Genomic DNA, 16,625 nt, shown 5'->3' on the forward strand with positions numbered 1-16,625 from the left:
CGACCAGCGCGCCCTTTTTTTGTGCCCAAATTCCAGTCCGCGAGAGCTGATGCCCAAAAGAACCGACATCTCCACCATCCTGATCATCGGCGCCGGTCCCATCGTGATCGGCCAGGCCTGCGAATTCGACTATTCCGGTACGCAGGCGGTGAAGACGCTCAAGGAAGAGGGCTATCGGATCGTCCTGGTCAATTCCAACCCGGCGACGATCATGACCGACCCGGAGCTGGCGGACGCGACCTATATCGAGCCGATTACGCCTGAGATCGTCGCCAAGATCATCGAAAAGGAGCGCCATGTCATCCCGGGCGGCTTCGCGCTGCTGCCGACCATGGGCGGCCAGACCGCGCTGAACTGCGCGCTCAGCCTGCGCCGTCAGGGCACGCTGGAGAAATTCGATGTCGAGATGATCGGCGCGACCGCCGACGCCATCGACAAGGCCGAGGATCGGCAGCTGTTCCGCGAGGCCATGACCAAGATCGGGCTGGAGACGCCGAAGTCGCGGCTCGCCAACGCGTCGGCCCTGAAAAAATCCTTTCGCGACAAGTACCACGCCGAACGCGCGAAGGCGTCCGGCGCGGCGCTGCAAGAGCTCGAGCGGCAATGGACGCTCGGTGAGAGCGAGCGCCGCAAGCGCTACCAGGAGTATGCGCTCGGCCAGGCCTTGATGGCGCTGTCGGAGATCGGGCTGCCCGCGATCATCCGCCCCTCCTTCACGATGGGTGGCACCGGCGGCGGCATCGCCTACAACAAGGAAGAATTCCTCGACATCATCGAACGCGGCCTCGACGCGTCGCCGACCAACGAAGTGCTGATCGAAGAATCCGTGCTCGGCTGGAAAGAGTTCGAGATGGAGGTGGTGCGCGACAAGAAGGACAATTGCATCATCGTCTGCTCGATCGAGAATCTCGATCCGATGGGCGTGCATACCGGCGATTCGATCACGGTGGCGCCGGCGCTGACCTTGACCGACAAGGAATACCAGATCATGCGCGATGCCTCGCTGGCAGTGCTGCGCGAGATCGGCGTCGAGACCGGCGGCTCCAACGTGCAGTTTGGCGTCAATCCGGAAGATGGCCGGATGGTCGTGATCGAGATGAATCCCCGCGTGTCGCGCTCCTCCGCGCTGGCCTCGAAGGCCACCGGTTTTCCGATCGCGAAAGTCGCCGCCAAGCTCGCGGTCGGCTACACGCTGGACGAGATCGCCAACGACATCACCGGTGGCGCGACGCCGGCCTCGTTCGAGCCGACGATCGACTACGTCGTCACCAAGGTTCCGCGCTTTGCGTTCGAGAAATTCCCCGGCGCCTCGACCACGCTGACGACATCGATGAAATCGGTCGGCGAGGTGATGGCGATCGGCCGTACCTTCCAGGAAAGCCTGCAGAAGGCGCTGCGCGGGCTGGAGACCGGGCTCACCGGTCTCGACGAGATCGAGATCGATGGCCTCGGCCGCGGCGACGACAAGAACGCGATCCGCGCCGCGCTCGGCACGCCGACGCCCAATCGCCTGCTGCAGGTCGCGCAGGCGATGCGGCTCGGCTGGTCGAACGAGGAGATCTTCAATTCCTGCAAGATCGATCCCTGGTTCCTCGCCGAACTGCGCGGCGTCGTCGAGATGGAGGACAAGGTCCGCAAGAATGGCCTGCCGGCGAACGCGTTCGCGATGCGGATGCTGAAGGCGATGGGTTTTTCCGACGCGCGGCTTGCCGTGCTCGCGGAGAGCACCGAGGCCGACGTCACCGCCAGGCGCCACGCGCTCGATGTGCGTCCCGCGTTCAAGCGCATCGACACCTGCGCCGCGGAGTTCGCCTCGCCCACCCCCTACATGTACTCGACCTATGAGCGGCCGTTCGCAGGCCACCTCGCCGACGAGAGCCAGCCGTCGGACCGCAACAAGGTGATCATCCTCGGCGGCGGACCGAACCGCATCGGCCAGGGCATCGAGTTCGATTATTGCTGCTGCCATGCCTGCTTCGCGCTCGCCGACGCCGGCTACGAAACCATCATGATCAACTGCAATCCGGAGACGGTGTCGACCGACTACGACACCGCCGACCGCCTCTACTTCGAACCGCTGACCGCCGAGGACGTGCTCGAGATCGTTGCGACCGAACGCAGGAACGGCACGCTGCATGGCGTGATCGTGCAGTTCGGCGGGCAGACCCCGCTGAAACTGGCGCGCGCGCTGGAGGCCGCCGAGGTACCGATCCTCGGCACCTCGCCCGACGCGATCGACCTCGCCGAAGACCGCGACCGCTTCAAGCGCGTCCTCGACAAGCTCCGCCTCAAGCAGCCCAAGAACGGCATCGCCTATTCGGTCGAGCAGGCCCGCCTGGTGGCCGCCGATCTCGATTTGCCGCTGGTGGTGCGTCCGTCCTATGTGCTCGGCGGCCGCGCGATGCAGATCATCCGCGAGGAGAACCAGCTCAACGACTATCTGCTCGGGACGCTGCCCGAGCTGGTGCCCGCCGACGTCAGGGCGCGCTACCCGAACGACAAGACCGGGCAGATCAACACCGTGCTCGGCAAGAACCCGCTGCTGTTCGACCGCTATCTGTCGGACGCCACTGAAATCGATGTCGACTGCCTGTGCGACGGCAAGGACACCTTCATCGTCGGCATCATGGAGCACATCGAGGAAGCCGGTATCCATTCCGGCGACTCCGCCTGCTCGCTGCCGCCGCACTCGCTCGATGCCAAGATGATCGATGAACTGGAGCGGCAGACCCGCGAGCTCGCGCTCGGCCTCGACGTGGTCGGCCTGATGAACGTGCAATTCGCCATCAAGGATGGCGAAATCTACGTGCTCGAAGTCAATCCGCGCGCGTCGCGCACGGTGCCGTTCGTCGCCAAGGTGGTCGGCACGCCGGTCGCCAAGATCGCGGCGCGGATCATGGCCGGCGAGAAGCTCGCCGACTTCAAGCTGACGAAGAAGAAGCTCGGCCATGTCGGCGTCAAGGAATCGGTCTTCCCGTTCGCCCGCTTCCCCGGCGTCGACACCGTGCTCGGACCGGAGATGCGTTCGACCGGCGAGGTGATGGGCATCGATCGCTCGTTCGAGGTCGCATTCGCGAAGAGCCAGCTCGGCGGCGGCACGCGCGTGCCGCGCCGGGGCACGGTGTTCGTCTCGGTGCGTGAGGGCGACAAGGACCGCATCGCCGACGCCGTGCGGCTGCTGCACGATCTCGGCTTCAAGGTGATGGCGACGTCAGGGACCCAGCGCTTCCTCGCCGATCACGGCGTGCCGACCGAGAAGGTGAACAAGGTGCTGGAGGGCCGCCCGCATATCGTCGACGCCATCACCAATGGCGACGTCCAACTGGTCTTCAATACCACCGAAGGTCCGCAGGCGCTGGCCGACAGCCGCTCGCTGCGGCGGGCTGCCCTCTTGCATAAAGTGCCGTATTACACCACTCTTTCCGGTGCGGTGGCGGCCGCGCAGGGGATCCGCGCCTATCGGGACGGGGACCTTGAGGTCCGCACGCTTCAGAGTTACTTTTCCGAGAGCTGATCGCCGCCCGGGCCGAAGGCCCGGGGCGGTCAGCAATTAGCCCGACGGCTGGAACTCACCGCGCGATTGGATGTTGTCACGGCCCTTAGCGGGGCCGAATATCACTGGGTTTCCGGGCGCCTTTCAGGCCCTGGTCCTGCGTTAGCTGAACTCAATATCTCGTGCGCCCTGGATTCGCGCACGGGTAAAGGACGAAGATGATGGAAAAGGTTCCGATGACCGCGGGTGGATACGCCGCATTGACGGTCGAGCTGAAGAAGCGACAGTCGGAGGATCGTCCGCGCATCATCGAACATATCGCGGAGGCGCGCTCGCATGGCGACCTCTCGGAGAATGCCGAGTATCACGCCGCCAAGGAAGAGCAGTCGCACAACGAAGGCCGCATCGCCGAGCTGGAAGACAAGCTCGCGCGCGCCGACATCATCGACATCTCGAAACTCTCCGGCGACACCATCAAGTTCGGCGCCACCGTGACGTTGGTCGACGAGGACACCGAGAAGAAGGCAGTCTGGCAGATCGTCGGCGAGGTCGAGGCCGATGCCAAGAAGGGCCGCATCTCGATTACGTCGCCGCTGGCACGCGCACTGATCGGCAAGACCAAGGGCACCAGCGTCGAAGTGATGGCGCCTGGCGGCGCCAAAGCCTACGAGATCACCAAGGTCGAGTGGCGATAGAATTATTCTACGCTGCACCGAGATAAGAAGCCGCGTCCTGGACGCGGCTTTTTTCTTGCGCGAAAGACCCCGCCGCTCCGTCACGCGTCCCTGACGGAATTGTGAGTTGGCGGCGCGGCATGCGTCATTCTAGAGCGTTTTCATGGTTGGTGACGATAACCGGCATCGGCGAGAAAGTTCAGGCATTCTGTTGGCGAGAAGCGGGTAAGGGCGTCGGCGATTGCGTTGTCGAGGGCTTCGAGAGTTCGTGCGCCTGCCTTGCGCAGCAGGGACTTTAATTTGGCGAAGAACTGCTCGATCGGATTGAGGTCCGGGCTGTATGGCGGCAGATAGCGCAACATCGCACCGGCCGCCTCAATGGCTTCGCGGACGCCCCTGACCTTGTGGCTCGACAGATTGTCCATCACGACAATGTCGCCCGACCGCAGCGTCGGAACGAGGAACTGCTCGACCCAGGCGAGGAATGTCTCGCCGTTCATCGGGCCGTCGAAGACGCACGGCGCGGTCATGCCGTCCTGGCGCAAAGCTCCGACGAAGGTGGTTGTTTTCCAATGGCCGTGCGGGACTGTGCAAACGAGCCTCTTGCCGCGCGCGCAGCGGCCGTAAAGCCGGGTCATTTTGGTGGACGCGCCGCTCTCGTCGATGAAGACCAGGCGCTCCGGGCTCAATTCCGCCTGACCGGCGCGCCATTCCACACGCGCCTCGGCGACATCGGCCCGATCTTGCTCCGCAGCTCTCAGTGACTTTTTTTGAGCGTCAGGCCGAGCTGGCGCAGGCGCTTCCACAAGCAGCCGATACTGACCTTCACGTCGTGCGTGGCCAGCAGCCACGCCCGGATCTCCTCCAGCGTGGCGTCTGGCTTGTGCACGATCCGCTGGCGCAGCGCTTCATCGTGAGCAGCAAGTTTCGGAGCCGGCCCGCGGCCCGACGGGCGAGCCGTCGTCTCGCCAGTCGCCCGCCAACGCCCCAGCGCCTTGTAAATGTAGGAAACGCTGACCCGCAGCAGCGGCGCTGCCTGATACGCTCCCATTCCGCCGTCGACGACGGAAATGACCCGTTCACGCAAATCTTGAGAATAAGGTGCTCCCATCAAAGCCTCCGCCTCGAATCAATGCGGAAACTGAATCATGGAGCAACCGCGCTGGGAATCCTCCGATTCCACCAATTGTGAAAATGCTCTAGGTAACGCGATATGATTATGAAGTATAACTAAGTTACCTGAGGGATACCGCCTGCGACATGTCGACCTCGCGCATCATGGCTGCAACTCCAGCGCGCCACATGCAGCACCATGCGGCGTGGCGCACGGCTTCCCTCGCTCAGTTCAATCTCGTCGCCTGGCACAAGCACTTTTGCTGCGCCGCGACGGCGTGCAACCGGCAATGATTCATCAATGGCGGTGTTGACATCACATCACGGTGGCGGACACCGTGTATCTTGCTTCGTGCAACGTTCCAGCGTGTCAAACAGGGGGTAAATGACAATGGACCAGACACTTTCGAAGTTTCAGCCGGTAGCGCTCAGCCTGCTTCGATTCATCACCGGGCTGCTGCTGTTTCAATACGGCGTCGCCAAGCTTCTCAAATTCCCGCCGGATTCACCGTTCGCAAAGGTCCAGCTGATGTCGCTGTACGGCGCTGCCGGCAGCATCGAGCTGATCCTGGGCGGGCTGCTCATCCTTGGCCTGTTTACACGACCCGTCGCATTCATCCTGTCGGGTGAAATGGCCTTCGCCTATTTCATCAGTCACTTTCCGAAGAGCTTCTTCCCGGTGATCAACAACGGCACCGCGGCGATCGCGTTCTGCTTCACCTGCCTCTATCTGGTCACTTCGGGCGGAGGTCCGATCAGCCTCGACGCGCTGATGCGAAAGAAGGGCTGAGTCTATCTTCCATCATTGCGAGCCAACGGGTCGCGCGAATGCGCGCCCAATGACAGGCTCCGCGAAAGCAATCCATTCTCTCCAAGCGGAGGCATGGATGCTTCGTCGCTTCGCTCCTCGCCATGACGGCTGAGAAGGTCAGCCCGCGGCCTTGAGATCCAGCGGCACCGCCGCCTCGTATTTCGAATTATGCAGCACCAGCGACGTCCGGACGTTGCGCACATGCGGCGCGGCGGTCAGGTGGGTGACGAAGTCCTGGAACGTCGCCATGTCGGGCGCCACGCATTTCAGGATGAAGTCGACCTCGCCCGACAGCATCCAGCACTCCCGCACCAGCGGCTCGGCGCGCACGAAATTCTCAAACGCGCGCAAATCGGGGTCGGCCTGGCTCGACAGGTGGACGGCGGCGAACACCGTCACGTCGAAACCGAGACGGCGGGGATCGAGCAGACCGCGGTATCCCTGGATGTAGCCTTCCTCCTCCAGCGTCCTGACCCGGCGCAGGCAGGGTGGCGGCGAGATCCCGACGCGTCGGGCCAGTTCCACGTTGGTGATTCGGCCGTCGGCCTGGATTTCGGCGAGGATTTTGAGGTCGATTTCGTCAAGGTTCTTCGACACGCGGCTACGGTTCCCTGAAGGCTTGGAAGTTTGGCAAGTCTGCCGGCAACTGTCTTAGCGCAGGCCACCCGTATGGCGCAATTTTATTGCGCGTGCAGCGCATGATTTCGCGATTTTGATTTCAGTTCCGGGGAAAAATCGCCGGCTTGGATTGCAATTCTTGCATAGCTACCCAGATATCATAGACTGGATTCGGCACTTTTAGCGCCGCCGCGACCCGTTTCCGGGCGCTTTCCGCACAAGTCCTGACCAAAATCCCCAGAACAGAGGGATCTGCCAATGCCCGCGCCTATCCATGCCAAGGTCGTCATTATCGGGTCCGGCCCTGCCGGTTACACCGCGGCGATCTACGCAGCGCGCGCGATGCTCGAGCCGGTGCTGATCCAGGGCATCCAGCCGGGCGGGCAGCTCACCATCACCACCGACGTCGAAAACTATCCGGGCTTCGCCGACGTGATCCAGGGCCCCTGGCTGATGGAGCAGATGGAGAAGCAGGCGACGCATGTCGGCACCAAGATCGTCACCGACCTCGTCAGCAAGCTCGAACTCAGCCAGCGGCCGTTTCGCCTGACCTGCGACTCCGGCGACGTCTATCTGGCCGAAACCGTGATCCTCGCGACCGGCGCCCAGGCACGCTGGCTCGGGATACCGTCGGAAGAGAAATTCCAGGGCTTTGGCGTGTCGGCCTGCGCGACCTGCGACGGCTTCTTCTATCGCAACAAGAAAGTCGTGGTGGTCGGCGGCGGCAATACCGCGGTCGAGGAGGCCCTGTTCCTGACCAACCACGCCTCGCAGGTCACCATCGTGCATCGCCGCGACCACTTCCGCGCCGAGCGCATCCTGCAGGAACGCCTGTTCAAGCATCCCAAGATCAAGGTGATCTGGGACTCGGCCATCGACGAGATCCGCGGATCGGAACAGCCGAACAAGGTCACCCATGTGCGGCTGAAGAACGTCAAGACCGGCGCCCTGACCGACGTCAAGACGGACGGCGTCTTCGTCGCGATCGGACATGCGCCGGCGACCGAACTGGTCAAAGGCCAGATCAAGCTCAAACCGTCAGGCTATGTCGAGGTGGCGCCGAATTCGACCGCGACCTCGGTCCCCGGCCTGTTCGCCGCCGGCGACGTGGCGGATGAAACCTACCGGCAGGCGGTGACCGCCGCCGGCCTCGGCTGCATGGCGGCACTCGAGGCGGAACGTTTCCTGGCTCTTCGCGCGAGCGATCGCGCTGCGGCGGAATAATCATGGCACGATCTCGCGACGGATTTACGGATATGGATTGGGACAAGCTGAAGGTGTTTCACGCTGCGGCGGAAGCGGGCAGCTTCACGCATGCCGGAGAGCAGCTTGGGCTTTCACAATCGGCGGTCTCCCGCCAGGTCAGCGCGCTGGAGCAGGAGCTCTCGGTCTCGCTGTTCCACCGCCACGCCCGCGGCCTGATCCTGACCGAACAGGGCGACCTGCTGTTCCGCACCGCGCATGACGTGTTCATGCAGCTGCAGGCCGCGCGCGCCAAACTCACCGACAGCCGCGAACGGCCGAGCGGCGACCTCAAGATCACGACGCCGCCCGCGCTCGGCATCAACTGGCTGATTCCGCGGCTCGACGAATTCACCGCGCTCTATCCGGACATCAGGATCTCGCTGATCGTCACCGACGAGGATCTCGATCTGTCGATGCGCGAGGCCGACGTGGCGATCCGCACCCGCAAGCCGACCCAGCCTGACCTGATCCAGCGCAAGCTGTTCTCGATAGGCTTCCACGCCTATTGCTCGCCGGAATACATCAAGCGGTTCGGCACGCCGCGGACGCTTGACGATCTCGACTCGCACCGCATCATCATGCTCGGTGACGCCCAGGTGCCGCCGCATCTGCAAAACCGCAGCTGGCTGATCGATGCCGGCCGCAACGGCTCGGGTCCGCGCGAGGCCTATTTCAAGGTCAACAACATCCTGGGGCTGGTGCGCGCGTGCCAGCAGGGGCTCGGCATCGCCGCGCTGCCGGACTATCTGGTCGAAGAGAACAACCGTCTGGTGCAGCTGTTCGGCGAGTCCGACTCGATCGCACTCGACACCTACTTCGTCTATCCGGAAGAGCTGAAGACGGTGGCGCGGGTACAGGTGTTTCGCGACTTCGTCGTCAGCAAGGCGCAGCGCTGGCCGTCCTGATTAAGCAGCGCTTATACGGATCCGTTATACGCGTGCTGAGCTGCCCCAACAGGCCCCCCGAATCTCCGCATGTCTGACATGCGGCTCGGATGGTTGCCGCATGGCGCTGATGGGGATCATAGTGCTCGGACGCTGAGCGGTCGCGTCGCGCATATGTCCCCCTCCTCCAGTGGCGCGGAAGTTCAGTAATCCCTCTTGGAAGGTGATTGTGTCGGCCTCACGTGGCCAATACCTTAAGCCGGGCTCTACTGAGTCCGGCTTTTTTTTATTCGCTCGTCGTCTCCATGCGCTGTGCGCCACGACCAGTGCGCGCATTGACAGTGAGAGCGCAGCGCAGCATCATCGCCACATGATCACGACTTCGTGCGCCGTTCTCTCGTCGAAAAAAGCTCCCCTCCCGGGGACACGAGATCGCGCGCGATAAGATCATTTCGCATTTGACCGATCCCGAAACCCCGCCGCCTGGACGGGGTTTTTTATTGGTCCCGTCTCCGGCTTTGCCCCCTGAGGAGATGGAACATGACCGACCTACACCAGCAATTGCAGGGCCTGTGGCTGCCCTTGATCACGCCATTTCGCAACGGCGAACTCGACATCGACTCGCTGCGCCGCCTCGTGCAGCACTACGCGAGCGGCCCGGTGGACGGCCTTATCCTCGGTGCAACCTCCGGTGAGGGCATGTCGCTCGGCTTCAGTGAGCTGGAACGGCTGGCGAATGTGGTGCGCGCCGAGCTGAGTGCCAGCTCCCGCCATCTGCCGATCTGCCTCGGGCTATCAGGCGCCAGCACTGCGCGGATGAAGGATGCGTTGGATGATACGGCGGATTGGCCGATCGACGGCTATCTGATCGCAAGCCCCTATTACATCAGACCCTCGCAACGCGGGCTGTTGCAGCACTTCAACGCGCTCGCCGATCATGCCGCCTGGCCGATCGTGCTCTACAACATCCCATACCGCACCGGGGTGAACCTGGCCAACGAGACGCTGCTCGCGCTCGCCGGCCACCCGAACATCGTCGGCATCAAGGATTGTTGCGCCGACCGCGCGCAGTCGATCGAATTCCTCAACCGGCGGCCGGCCGGTTTCCGCGTGCTGACCGGCGAGGACACGCAAACCTTCGACGCGCTGTCCGATGGCGCTGACGGGGCGATCCTGCTGTCGGCGCATCTTCAGACCGAAACCTTCGCCTCGATCCGGACGCTGCTGAAGCAGGGCGATCGCGATGCCGCGCTGGCGGCGTGGCAGAGCGTCGCCAGCCTGACCAGGTTGTTATTCGCCGAACCGAGCCCGGTGCCGGCCAAGCACTGGCTGTGGCGGCAGGGACTGATCGACAGTCCCGAGGTGCGGCTGCCGATGGTCGAGGTGAGCGAAGACCTCGCCGCCTGCCTCGATGCCGAGATCGAGCGGCGCGCCCCGCGGGTCTTGCAGAGCGCATAACATCCGGGCGACGGCCTTGTGCTCCCTCGCCCCGTTCTTACGGGGCCGCGACGAGCAAAGCTCGCGCTGAGAGGGTCGGGGTGAGGGGCTTTCTCCGCGACAATGCTGAGAGATGGACTCGCGGAGAATCCCCCTCACCCGGATCGCATCTTCGATGCGATCCGACCTCTCCCCGCAGGCGGGGCGAGGTGACGAGCGCCTAGTCCAGCTTCACCCGTGCCAACCGCAACGCATTGCCGATGACGCTGACCGAGGACAGCGCCATCGCGGCGGCGCCGACCATCGGCGACAGCAGGATGCCGAACAGCGGATACAGCAGGCCTGCCGCGATCGGCACTCCGGCGGCATTGTAGACGAAGGCGAATGTCAGGTTCTGGCGGATGTTGCGCATCGTCGCCACCGACAGCCGCCGCGCGCGGACGAGTCCCATCAGGTCGCCGGTCAGCAGCGTGATGCCGGCGCTCTCGATCGCGACATCGGTGCCGCCGCCCATCGCGATGCCGACGTCGGCCGCCGCTAGCGCCGGTGCATCGTTGACGCCGTCGCCCGCCATCGCGACGATGCGGCCCTCGCCGCGCAGCCGCTGCACAACCTCGCTCTTGCGTTCCGGCAGGACGCCGGCCTCGACCTCGTCGATGCCGAGCGTCCGCGCCACCGCGCGCGCCGTCGTCTCATTGTCGCCGGTCAGCATCACGATGCGGAGGCCGTCGGCCCGCAATGCTTGCAGCGCTTGCACAGCCGACGGCTTGACCGGATCGGCGATCGCGATCACGCCGGCGATGCGGCCATCGACCGCGATGTAGATCGCGGTTGCGCCATCCTGGCGCGCGGCCTCGGCGGCCTGATCGAGCGCCGATGTCGCGACGTTGAGCTCGCCCATCAGCAAGGCATTGCCAAGCGCGACCTGCCTGCCCCCGACCGTGCCGGTCGCGCCCTTGCCCGAGGGCGAGGCGAAGTTGCTGATCGCAGCAGGGGCAAGCTCACGCGCCTTCGCTGCGGCGATGATCGCCTGCGCCAGCGGATGCTCACTGCCCTGCTCGACACTTGCAGCAAGACGCAGCAGGCCATTCTCGTCAAAACCGTCGGCCGGAATGATCCGCGCCACCTTCGGCTTGCCTTCGGTCAGCGTGCCGGTCTTGTCGATCACAAGCGTATCGATCGCCTCCATCCGCTCCAGCGCCTGCGCGTCGCGGATCAGGATGCCGGAATGCGCGCCGCGGCCGACGCCGACCATGATCGCCATCGGCGTCGCCAGCCCAAGCGCGCAGGGACAGGCGATGATCAGCACCGTGACGGCTGCGACCAGCGCATAAGTCAAACGCGGCTCCGGCCCGAAACTCGCCCAGGCCGCGAAAGCGAGCGCGGCGGCTGCGATCACCGCCGGCACGAACCAGCCGGCGACACGATCGGCGAGGCGCTGGATCGGCGCGCGCGAGCGCTGCGCTTTCGCCACCATGTCGACGATCCGCGACAGCATGGTGTCGCGGCCGATCTTCTCGGCGCGCATCACGAGACCGCCGCTCCGGTTGACGGTGCCGCCGATCACCCGATCGCCATCGGCCTTCGAGACCGGCATCGACTCGCCGGTGACCATGGATTCGTCGACCACCGCGTGGCCCTCGATGACGAGGCCGTCGACCGGCACCTTCTCGCCCGGACGCACGCGCATGATATCGCCGACCTTGATCGCGTCGATCGCGACGTCCTCGTCGCCCTGATCAGTGATGCGTCGCGCGGTCTTCGGCGCCAGGCCCAGCAGCGCGCGTATCGCACCCGAGGTCTGCGCCCGGGCGCGCAACTCCAACACCTGCCCGAGCAGCACCAATACGGTGATGACGGCCGCTGCCTCGAAATAAACCGCGACCGCGCCATGCATGTCGCGGAAGGCCGGCGGGAACAGCTGCGGCGCCAGCGTCGCGACCACGCTGTAGAGGTAGGCGACGCCAGTGCCCATCGCGATCAGCGTAAACATGTTGAGATTGCGCGTGACGAGCGACTTCCAGCCGCGCACGAAGAAGGGCGCGCCGGCCCAGAGCACCACGGGCGTCGCCAGAACAAACGAGATCCAGTTCGACCAGTTTGGCTGCACGAGATGCATCAGGCCGAGATGGCTGCCCATCTCCAGCACGAACACAGGCAAGGTCAGCGCCAGCGCGATCCAGAACCGCCGCGTCATGTCGATCATTTCAGGGTCGGGCCCGTCATCGAGCGAGACCTGTTCGGGCTCCAGCGCCATGCCGCAGATCGGACAACTGCCGGGACCGACCTGCCGCACCTCCGGATGCATCGGGCAGGTGTAGATCGTGCTCGCAGGCGCCGGCGGCTCCGGCTCGCGGGGCTTCAGGACCTTCTCGGGCTCGGCCTCGAAACGCTCGCGGCAGCGGCCACTGCAGAACAAATATTCTTCGCCCTTGTAGCTGAAGCGGTGGTTGGCCGTCGCCGGATTGACCTTCATGCCGCAGACCGGATCGATCGCCAGCGCCGCCTCGGCCGGCTTGTCACCGTGATCGTGCTTGCCGCCGCAGCAGGAATGCGCGGCCGCGCCATGATGATGATCCGCGTGCGAATGGTCGTGTTCTGCGTGTGCCACGAAAACTCTTCCCGGCCGATTCCGGCCTCTTGATTATCATACCCTAGGGGGGTATATGATGCTTATGCGCGAAGAGATCAAGACATCCTGTTTAAAACGACTCAAACGGATCGAGGGCCAGATCCGTGGCCTCGCCGGCATGGTCGAGGACGACCGTTACTGCATCGACGTGGTGACGCAGATCGCAGCGGCGCGCGCGGCGCTGCGCCGCGTCGAGGAGGAGGTCCTGCGCGATCATGTCGCCCATTGCGTGGAGCATGCGATCTCGTCCGGCGACAAGGCCGACCAGCGGCGCAAGATCACCGAACTGATGGATGTGATCGGCCGCGCGGATCGGTAATAAGGCAGGATGAGGTCAGGTTGAATCGGTCAGGCGGCATGCTGGCTGCACCTCTCCCGCTTGCGGGGGAGGTCGTATCGCATCAACGATGCGATACGGGTGGGGGTTCTCTCCACACGAAGAGGCCGACTCGCGGCGATACCCCCACCCCGCCATCCCCCGCAAGCGGGAGAAGGAGAACCACGAGCCGAAATAAACCCCGCGATCAGGTATTGAAGCGGAAGTGCATGACGTCGCCGTCGGCGACGACATAGTCCTTGCCTTCGAGCCTTAGCTTGCCCGAATCGCGTGCGCCGGCTTCGCCATTGCCGGCGATGTAGTCGTCATAGGCGATGGTCTCGGCGCGGATAAAGCCCTTCTCGAAATCGGTATGGATCACGCCGGCCGCCGCCGGGGCCCTGGTGCCGCGGTCGATGGTCCAGGCACGCGCTTCCTTCGGGCCGACGGTGAAATAGGTGATGAGGTCGAGCAGCTGGTAGCCGGCGCGGATCAGGCGATCGAGTCCGGCCTCCTCCAGGCCCAGCGTTTCCAGAAAGTCGACGCGCTCCTCGCGCGACAGCGTCGCGATCTCGGATTCGATCTTGGCGGAGATCACGACCGCGACCGCGCCCTCCTCCTTGGCGCGCTCGAACACCGCTTTGGAGAAATTGTTGCCATCCTTCGCCGAGCCTTCCTCGACGTTGCAGACGTATAGCACGGGCTTCGATGTCAGGAGCCCGAGCATCCGGAACGCACGCTCCTCCTCCGCCTTGCGTTCAAGGAACCGCGCCGGCTTGCCGTCGCGCAGCAGCACCAGCGCGCGGTTGACCAGCTCGAGCTGCTCCTTGGCGTCCTTGTCGTTGCCCTTGGCCTTCTTCGAGAGGTTGTCGACGCGCTTTTCCAGGCTGTCGAGGTCGGCGAGCATCAGCTCGGTCTCGATGGTCTCGATGTCGGCCAACGGCGCGATCTTGCCCTCGACATGGGTGATGTCGGAATCCTCGAAGCAGCGCACCACATGCGCGACCGCATCGACCTCGCGAATGGTGGCGAGGAACTGGTTGCCGAGGCCTTCACCCTTGGAGGCACCGCGGACCAGGCCGGCGATATCGACGAAGGTCAGCCGGGTCGGAATGATCTGCGCCGATTTGGCGATCGCCGACAGCTTGTCGAGCCGCGGATCGGGCACCGCCACCTCGCCGACATTCGGCTCGATGGTGCAGAACGGATAATTCGCCGCTTGCGCGGCTGCCGTCTCGGTCAGCGCATTGAACAGCGTCGACTTGCCGACGTTGGGCAGCCCGACGATCCCGCATTTGAATCCCATTGTCTGTCCCGATCTGTCGCGCGATCACGCTGCGCAATTGAGTGAAGTCGTCATACGCGGGCTTGACCCGCGTATCCATCCCACTTGAAAAGATGGATCGCCGGGCCAAGCCCGGCGATGACGGCGAGGATTACTTGCTATCCTCTCCCTTGGAGTCGAAAAATCCCTTGGCCTGCATCACCAGATGCACCTTGTTGGCGAACGACGCATCATGCCCCTTCGCCAGCAAGCCGGCATTGTCGGCCACCGCCGCACACAACGCCTCCACCCACGCCCGGTCGCTTTTTGCGAAGTCGGACAGCACGTGGGTGTGCACCAGCTCCTTGACGCCGGGATGACCGATCCCGAGCCGCACGCGGCGGTACTCGTTGCCGATATGCGCGGAGATAGAGCGCAGCCCGTTATGGCCGGCGATGCCGCCGCCAACCTTCACCCGCACCTTGGCCGGCGGCAGCTCGAGCTCGTCCTGGAACACAGTGACGTCGAAGGCCGCGAGCTTGAAGAAGCTCGCCGCTTCGTGCACCGCCCGCCCGGACTCGTTCATGTAGGTGGCCGGCTTCAACAGCACGACCTTCTCATGGTCGAGCACGCCTTCGGCGGTCTCGCCCTGAAAGCGACGGCGCCATGGTGCGAAACCATGACGCCGCGCAATCTCGTCGACCGCCAGAAACCCGATATTGTGCCGGTTGCTGGCGTATTTCGCGCCGGGATTACCGAGACCGACAAAGAGGCGCATGGCGCGGCATCCCGTGTTGGCGCGCCATCAGATGATCGCGCGCCAACCTGATCGGTTACTTCTTCTTGTCGCCACCGGCGGGCTTGGCACCCGCAGCCGGAGCCTTGGCACCCGCAGCCGGAGCCTTGGCACCCGCGGCCGGAGCCGCAGCGCCCGCAGCCGGCGCCGCGGCGGCCGGAGCCGCACCTGCGGCCGGAGCCGCGGTTCCACCGGCAGCCGCCGCAGCCGCGGCCTTCTGCTCTTCGGCGTAACCGGACGGCGGCACGATGGTGACCAGCGTCGCATCCTCGCGGCTCAGCGCCTTCACGCCGGCCGGCAGTTTGACGTCGCTCAGATGCAGCGAGTAGCTGATCTCGAGAGCGCCGACGTCAGCCTCGATGTATGGCGGGATGTTGTCGACCGCGCACTCAAGCTCAAGCGTGTGGGTGACGATGTTGACGGTACCGCCGCGCTTGACGCCCGGCGAGGCTTCGCCGTTCACGATGTGCAGCGGAACGCTGACGCGGATGGTGGCGCCTTCGCCGAGCCGCATGAAATCGACGTGGATCGGGAAGTCCTTCACCGGATCGAGGTGGAAGTCGCGCGGAATCACGCGATGCTTCTTGCCCTCGAGATCGATGTCATAAATCGAGGTCAGGAACCGGCCCGCGAGGATGCGCTGGCGCAGATCGCGGTCGTCGACCGAGATGGTGACGGGGGGCTGGTTGTCTCCGTAGATCACTCCGGGAACTCTCCCGGCGCGACGCTCTGCCCGGGCGGCCCCCTTGCCGCTCTTCGGACGCGCGGTCGCCTTCAATTCCTTGACGGTCGCCATAGCGTTAAGTCCTTGTATTTAAAAAGTTAAAGGCCGCAGCGCGGCCCATTGCGTGAAGTCCACAGCAAGCCTCCAGGGGTGCGGGGGCCGCGGACGTGGCGGGCTTTTAGCCGCAAAGGGACGAAATGACAAGGAAATGAAGGGAGTTTTCTTGCGGAGGTGCCCATTCCCCCCTCGTCGTACCCGGGCTCGACCCGGCCATCCATCAGGAAAAGGCGCCCTTTCGAAGAGGATGGATGGCCGGGTCAAGCCCGTCCATGACGAGCGGTGCAATCAGCCGGCGGTTCCCGTCGCGATCCCGAGCTTGGCTTCCAGTGCGGCAATCCGGGCCTTCAGCGCCTCGTTCTCCTCGCGCGCCAGGCGGGCCATGTCCTTGACCGCGTCGAATTCCTCGCGCTTGACCACGTCGAGGTCGCGCAGGATGCGTTCGGCCTGGTTGCGCACGACCGTATCGACCTCGCGCTTGACGCCTTGGGCTGCGCCCGCCGCATCGTTCATCAAACGGCCGATCTCGTCGAAAAACCGATTGCTGGTCTGGGTCATCTC

14 protein-coding genes are annotated in these 16,625 nt (G+C 64.3%); 7 read left to right on the forward strand and 7 right to left on the reverse strand.

From position 1 onward, the window contains the following. Positions 1–49 precede the first annotated feature (49 nt). Both carB and greA read left to right on the forward strand, forming a co-directional pair. Positions 50–3,514: a carbamoyl-phosphate synthase large subunit gene (carB, locus tag ACP2YO_RS40170; RefSeq protein WP_426436721.1), complete on the forward strand. Its 3,465-nt coding sequence runs from the start codon at positions 50–52 to the stop codon at positions 3,512–3,514. 200 nt (positions 3,515–3,714) lie between these two features. Continuing rightward, entirely contained in the window at positions 3,715–4,188 is a 474-nt protein-coding gene (gene greA, locus ACP2YO_RS40175; RefSeq protein ID WP_426436722.1) for a transcription elongation factor GreA, read from the forward strand. A 140-nt stretch (positions 4,189–4,328) separates the two neighbouring features. Here greA and ACP2YO_RS40180 read toward each other — a convergent pair. Further along, positions 4,329–5,278 (reverse strand): IS630 family transposase gene (locus ACP2YO_RS40180; protein ID WP_426435017.1). Its coding sequence is split into 2 segments (ribosomal slippage): positions 4,329–4,942 and positions 4,942–5,278, totalling 951 coding nucleotides; the frame shifts between segments, so codons are not numbered across the junction. Between the two features lie 393 nt (positions 5,279–5,671). Between ACP2YO_RS40180 and ACP2YO_RS40185 the strand changes: the two genes are divergently transcribed. Next, the gene (locus ACP2YO_RS40185) at positions 5,672–6,070 is read left to right on the forward strand and encodes a DoxX family protein (protein WP_426436723.1); all 399 of its coding nucleotides are present in this window, start codon (positions 5,672–5,674) and stop codon (positions 6,068–6,070) included. Positions 6,071–6,208: 138 nt separating this feature from the next. On the opposite strand, the gene ACP2YO_RS40190 is transcribed toward ACP2YO_RS40185, so the two are convergent. Continuing rightward, positions 6,209–6,688: an Lrp/AsnC family transcriptional regulator gene (locus ACP2YO_RS40190; RefSeq protein ID WP_426436724.1), complete on the reverse strand. Its 480-nt coding sequence runs from the start codon at positions 6,686–6,688 to the stop codon at positions 6,209–6,211. Between the two features lie 279 nt (positions 6,689–6,967). On the opposite strand from ACP2YO_RS40190, the gene trxB reads away from it, so the two are divergent. The 3 genes from trxB (at position 6,968) to dapA (ending at position 10,296) form a co-directional block, all read left to right on the forward strand. Continuing rightward, on the forward strand, positions 6,968–7,933 hold the full coding sequence (gene trxB, locus ACP2YO_RS40195; RefSeq protein WP_426436725.1) for a thioredoxin-disulfide reductase: 966 nt from the start codon (positions 6,968–6,970) through the stop codon (positions 7,931–7,933). A 2-nt stretch (positions 7,934–7,935) separates the two neighbouring features. Next, positions 7,936–8,859 (forward strand): LysR family transcriptional regulator, encoded by a 924-nt coding sequence (locus ACP2YO_RS40200; RefSeq protein ID WP_044538968.1) that lies wholly within the window; start codon positions 7,936–7,938, stop codon positions 8,857–8,859. A gap of 519 nt (positions 8,860–9,378) precedes the next feature. Next, on the forward strand, positions 9,379–10,296 hold the full coding sequence (gene dapA / locus ACP2YO_RS40205; RefSeq protein ID WP_426436726.1) for a 4-hydroxy-tetrahydrodipicolinate synthase: 918 nt from the start codon (positions 9,379–9,381) through the stop codon (positions 10,294–10,296). 199 nt (positions 10,297–10,495) lie between these two features. Here dapA and ACP2YO_RS40210 read toward each other — a convergent pair whose 3' ends face one another. Beyond that, the gene (locus ACP2YO_RS40210) at positions 10,496–12,886 is read right to left on the reverse strand and encodes a heavy metal translocating P-type ATPase (RefSeq protein WP_426436727.1); all 2,391 of its coding nucleotides are present in this window, start codon (positions 12,884–12,886) and stop codon (positions 10,496–10,498) included. Between the two features lie 64 nt (positions 12,887–12,950). Here ACP2YO_RS40210 and ACP2YO_RS40215 point away from each other — a divergent pair, with 64 nt between their 5' ends. After that, on the forward strand, positions 12,951–13,226 hold the full coding sequence (locus tag ACP2YO_RS40215; RefSeq protein WP_044590129.1) for a metal-sensitive transcriptional regulator: 276 nt from the start codon (positions 12,951–12,953) through the stop codon (positions 13,224–13,226). Between the two features lie 205 nt (positions 13,227–13,431). Here ACP2YO_RS40215 and ychF read toward each other — a convergent pair whose 3' ends face one another. The 4 genes from ychF to ACP2YO_RS40235 form a co-directional block, all read right to left on the reverse strand. Then, positions 13,432–14,529: a redox-regulated ATPase YchF gene (gene ychF / locus ACP2YO_RS40220; protein ID WP_426436728.1), complete on the reverse strand. Its 1,098-nt coding sequence runs from the start codon at positions 14,527–14,529 to the stop codon at positions 13,432–13,434. Between the two features lie 130 nt (positions 14,530–14,659). Continuing rightward, complete coding sequence (pth, locus tag ACP2YO_RS40225) at positions 14,660–15,265, reverse strand: aminoacyl-tRNA hydrolase (RefSeq protein ID WP_426436729.1); 606 nt, start codon at positions 15,263–15,265, stop codon at positions 14,660–14,662. Between the two features lie 55 nt (positions 15,266–15,320). Then, positions 15,321–16,079 carry a 50S ribosomal protein L25/general stress protein Ctc gene (locus tag ACP2YO_RS40230; protein WP_426436730.1) on the reverse strand — a complete coding sequence of 253 codons (759 nt, stop codon included), beginning with the start codon at positions 16,077–16,079 and terminating at the stop codon, positions 15,321–15,323. Between the two features lie 273 nt (positions 16,080–16,352). Beyond that, positions 16,353–16,622, reverse strand: a complete 270-nt coding sequence (locus ACP2YO_RS40235; RefSeq protein ID WP_426436731.1) for an accessory factor UbiK family protein — start codon at positions 16,620–16,622, stop codon at positions 16,353–16,355. Between the last annotated feature and the right edge of the window lie 3 nt (positions 16,623–16,625).

Source organism: Bradyrhizobium genosp. P (genome assembly GCF_049949265.1).
In the GTDB taxonomy this organism is placed as follows: domain Bacteria; phylum Pseudomonadota; class Alphaproteobacteria; order Rhizobiales; family Xanthobacteraceae; genus Bradyrhizobium.

Excerpts from the sequence above, each read along its gene's own strand:
- ACP2YO_RS40230 (WP_426436730.1), bottom strand. The coding sequence starts at position 16,079 with ATGGCGACCGTCAAGGAATTGAAGGCGACCGCGCGTCCGAAGAGCGGC.
- trxB (WP_426436725.1), top strand. The coding sequence starts at position 6,968 with ATGCCCGCGCCTATCCATGCCAAGGTCGTCATTATCGGGTCCGGCCCT.
- pth (WP_426436729.1), bottom strand. The coding sequence starts at position 15,265 with ATGCGCCTCTTTGTCGGTCTCGGTAATCCCGGCGCGAAATACGCCAGC.
- ACP2YO_RS40215 (WP_044590129.1), top strand. The coding sequence starts at position 12,951 with ATGCGCGAAGAGATCAAGACATCCTGTTTAAAACGACTCAAACGGATC.
- ychF (WP_426436728.1), bottom strand. The coding sequence starts at position 14,529 with ATGGGATTCAAATGCGGGATCGTCGGGCTGCCCAACGTCGGCAAGTCG.
- dapA (WP_426436726.1), top strand. The coding sequence starts at position 9,379 with ATGACCGACCTACACCAGCAATTGCAGGGCCTGTGGCTGCCCTTGATC.
- ACP2YO_RS40200 (WP_044538968.1), top strand. The coding sequence starts at position 7,936 with ATGGCACGATCTCGCGACGGATTTACGGATATGGATTGGGACAAGCTG.
- carB (WP_426436721.1), top strand. The coding sequence starts at position 50 with ATGCCCAAAAGAACCGACATCTCCACCATCCTGATCATCGGCGCCGGT.
- greA (WP_426436722.1), top strand. The coding sequence starts at position 3,715 with ATGGAAAAGGTTCCGATGACCGCGGGTGGATACGCCGCATTGACGGTC.
- ACP2YO_RS40185 (WP_426436723.1), top strand. The coding sequence starts at position 5,672 with ATGGACCAGACACTTTCGAAGTTTCAGCCGGTAGCGCTCAGCCTGCTT.
- ACP2YO_RS40235 (WP_426436731.1), bottom strand. The coding sequence starts at position 16,622 with ATGACCCAGACCAGCAATCGGTTTTTCGACGAGATCGGCCGTTTGATG.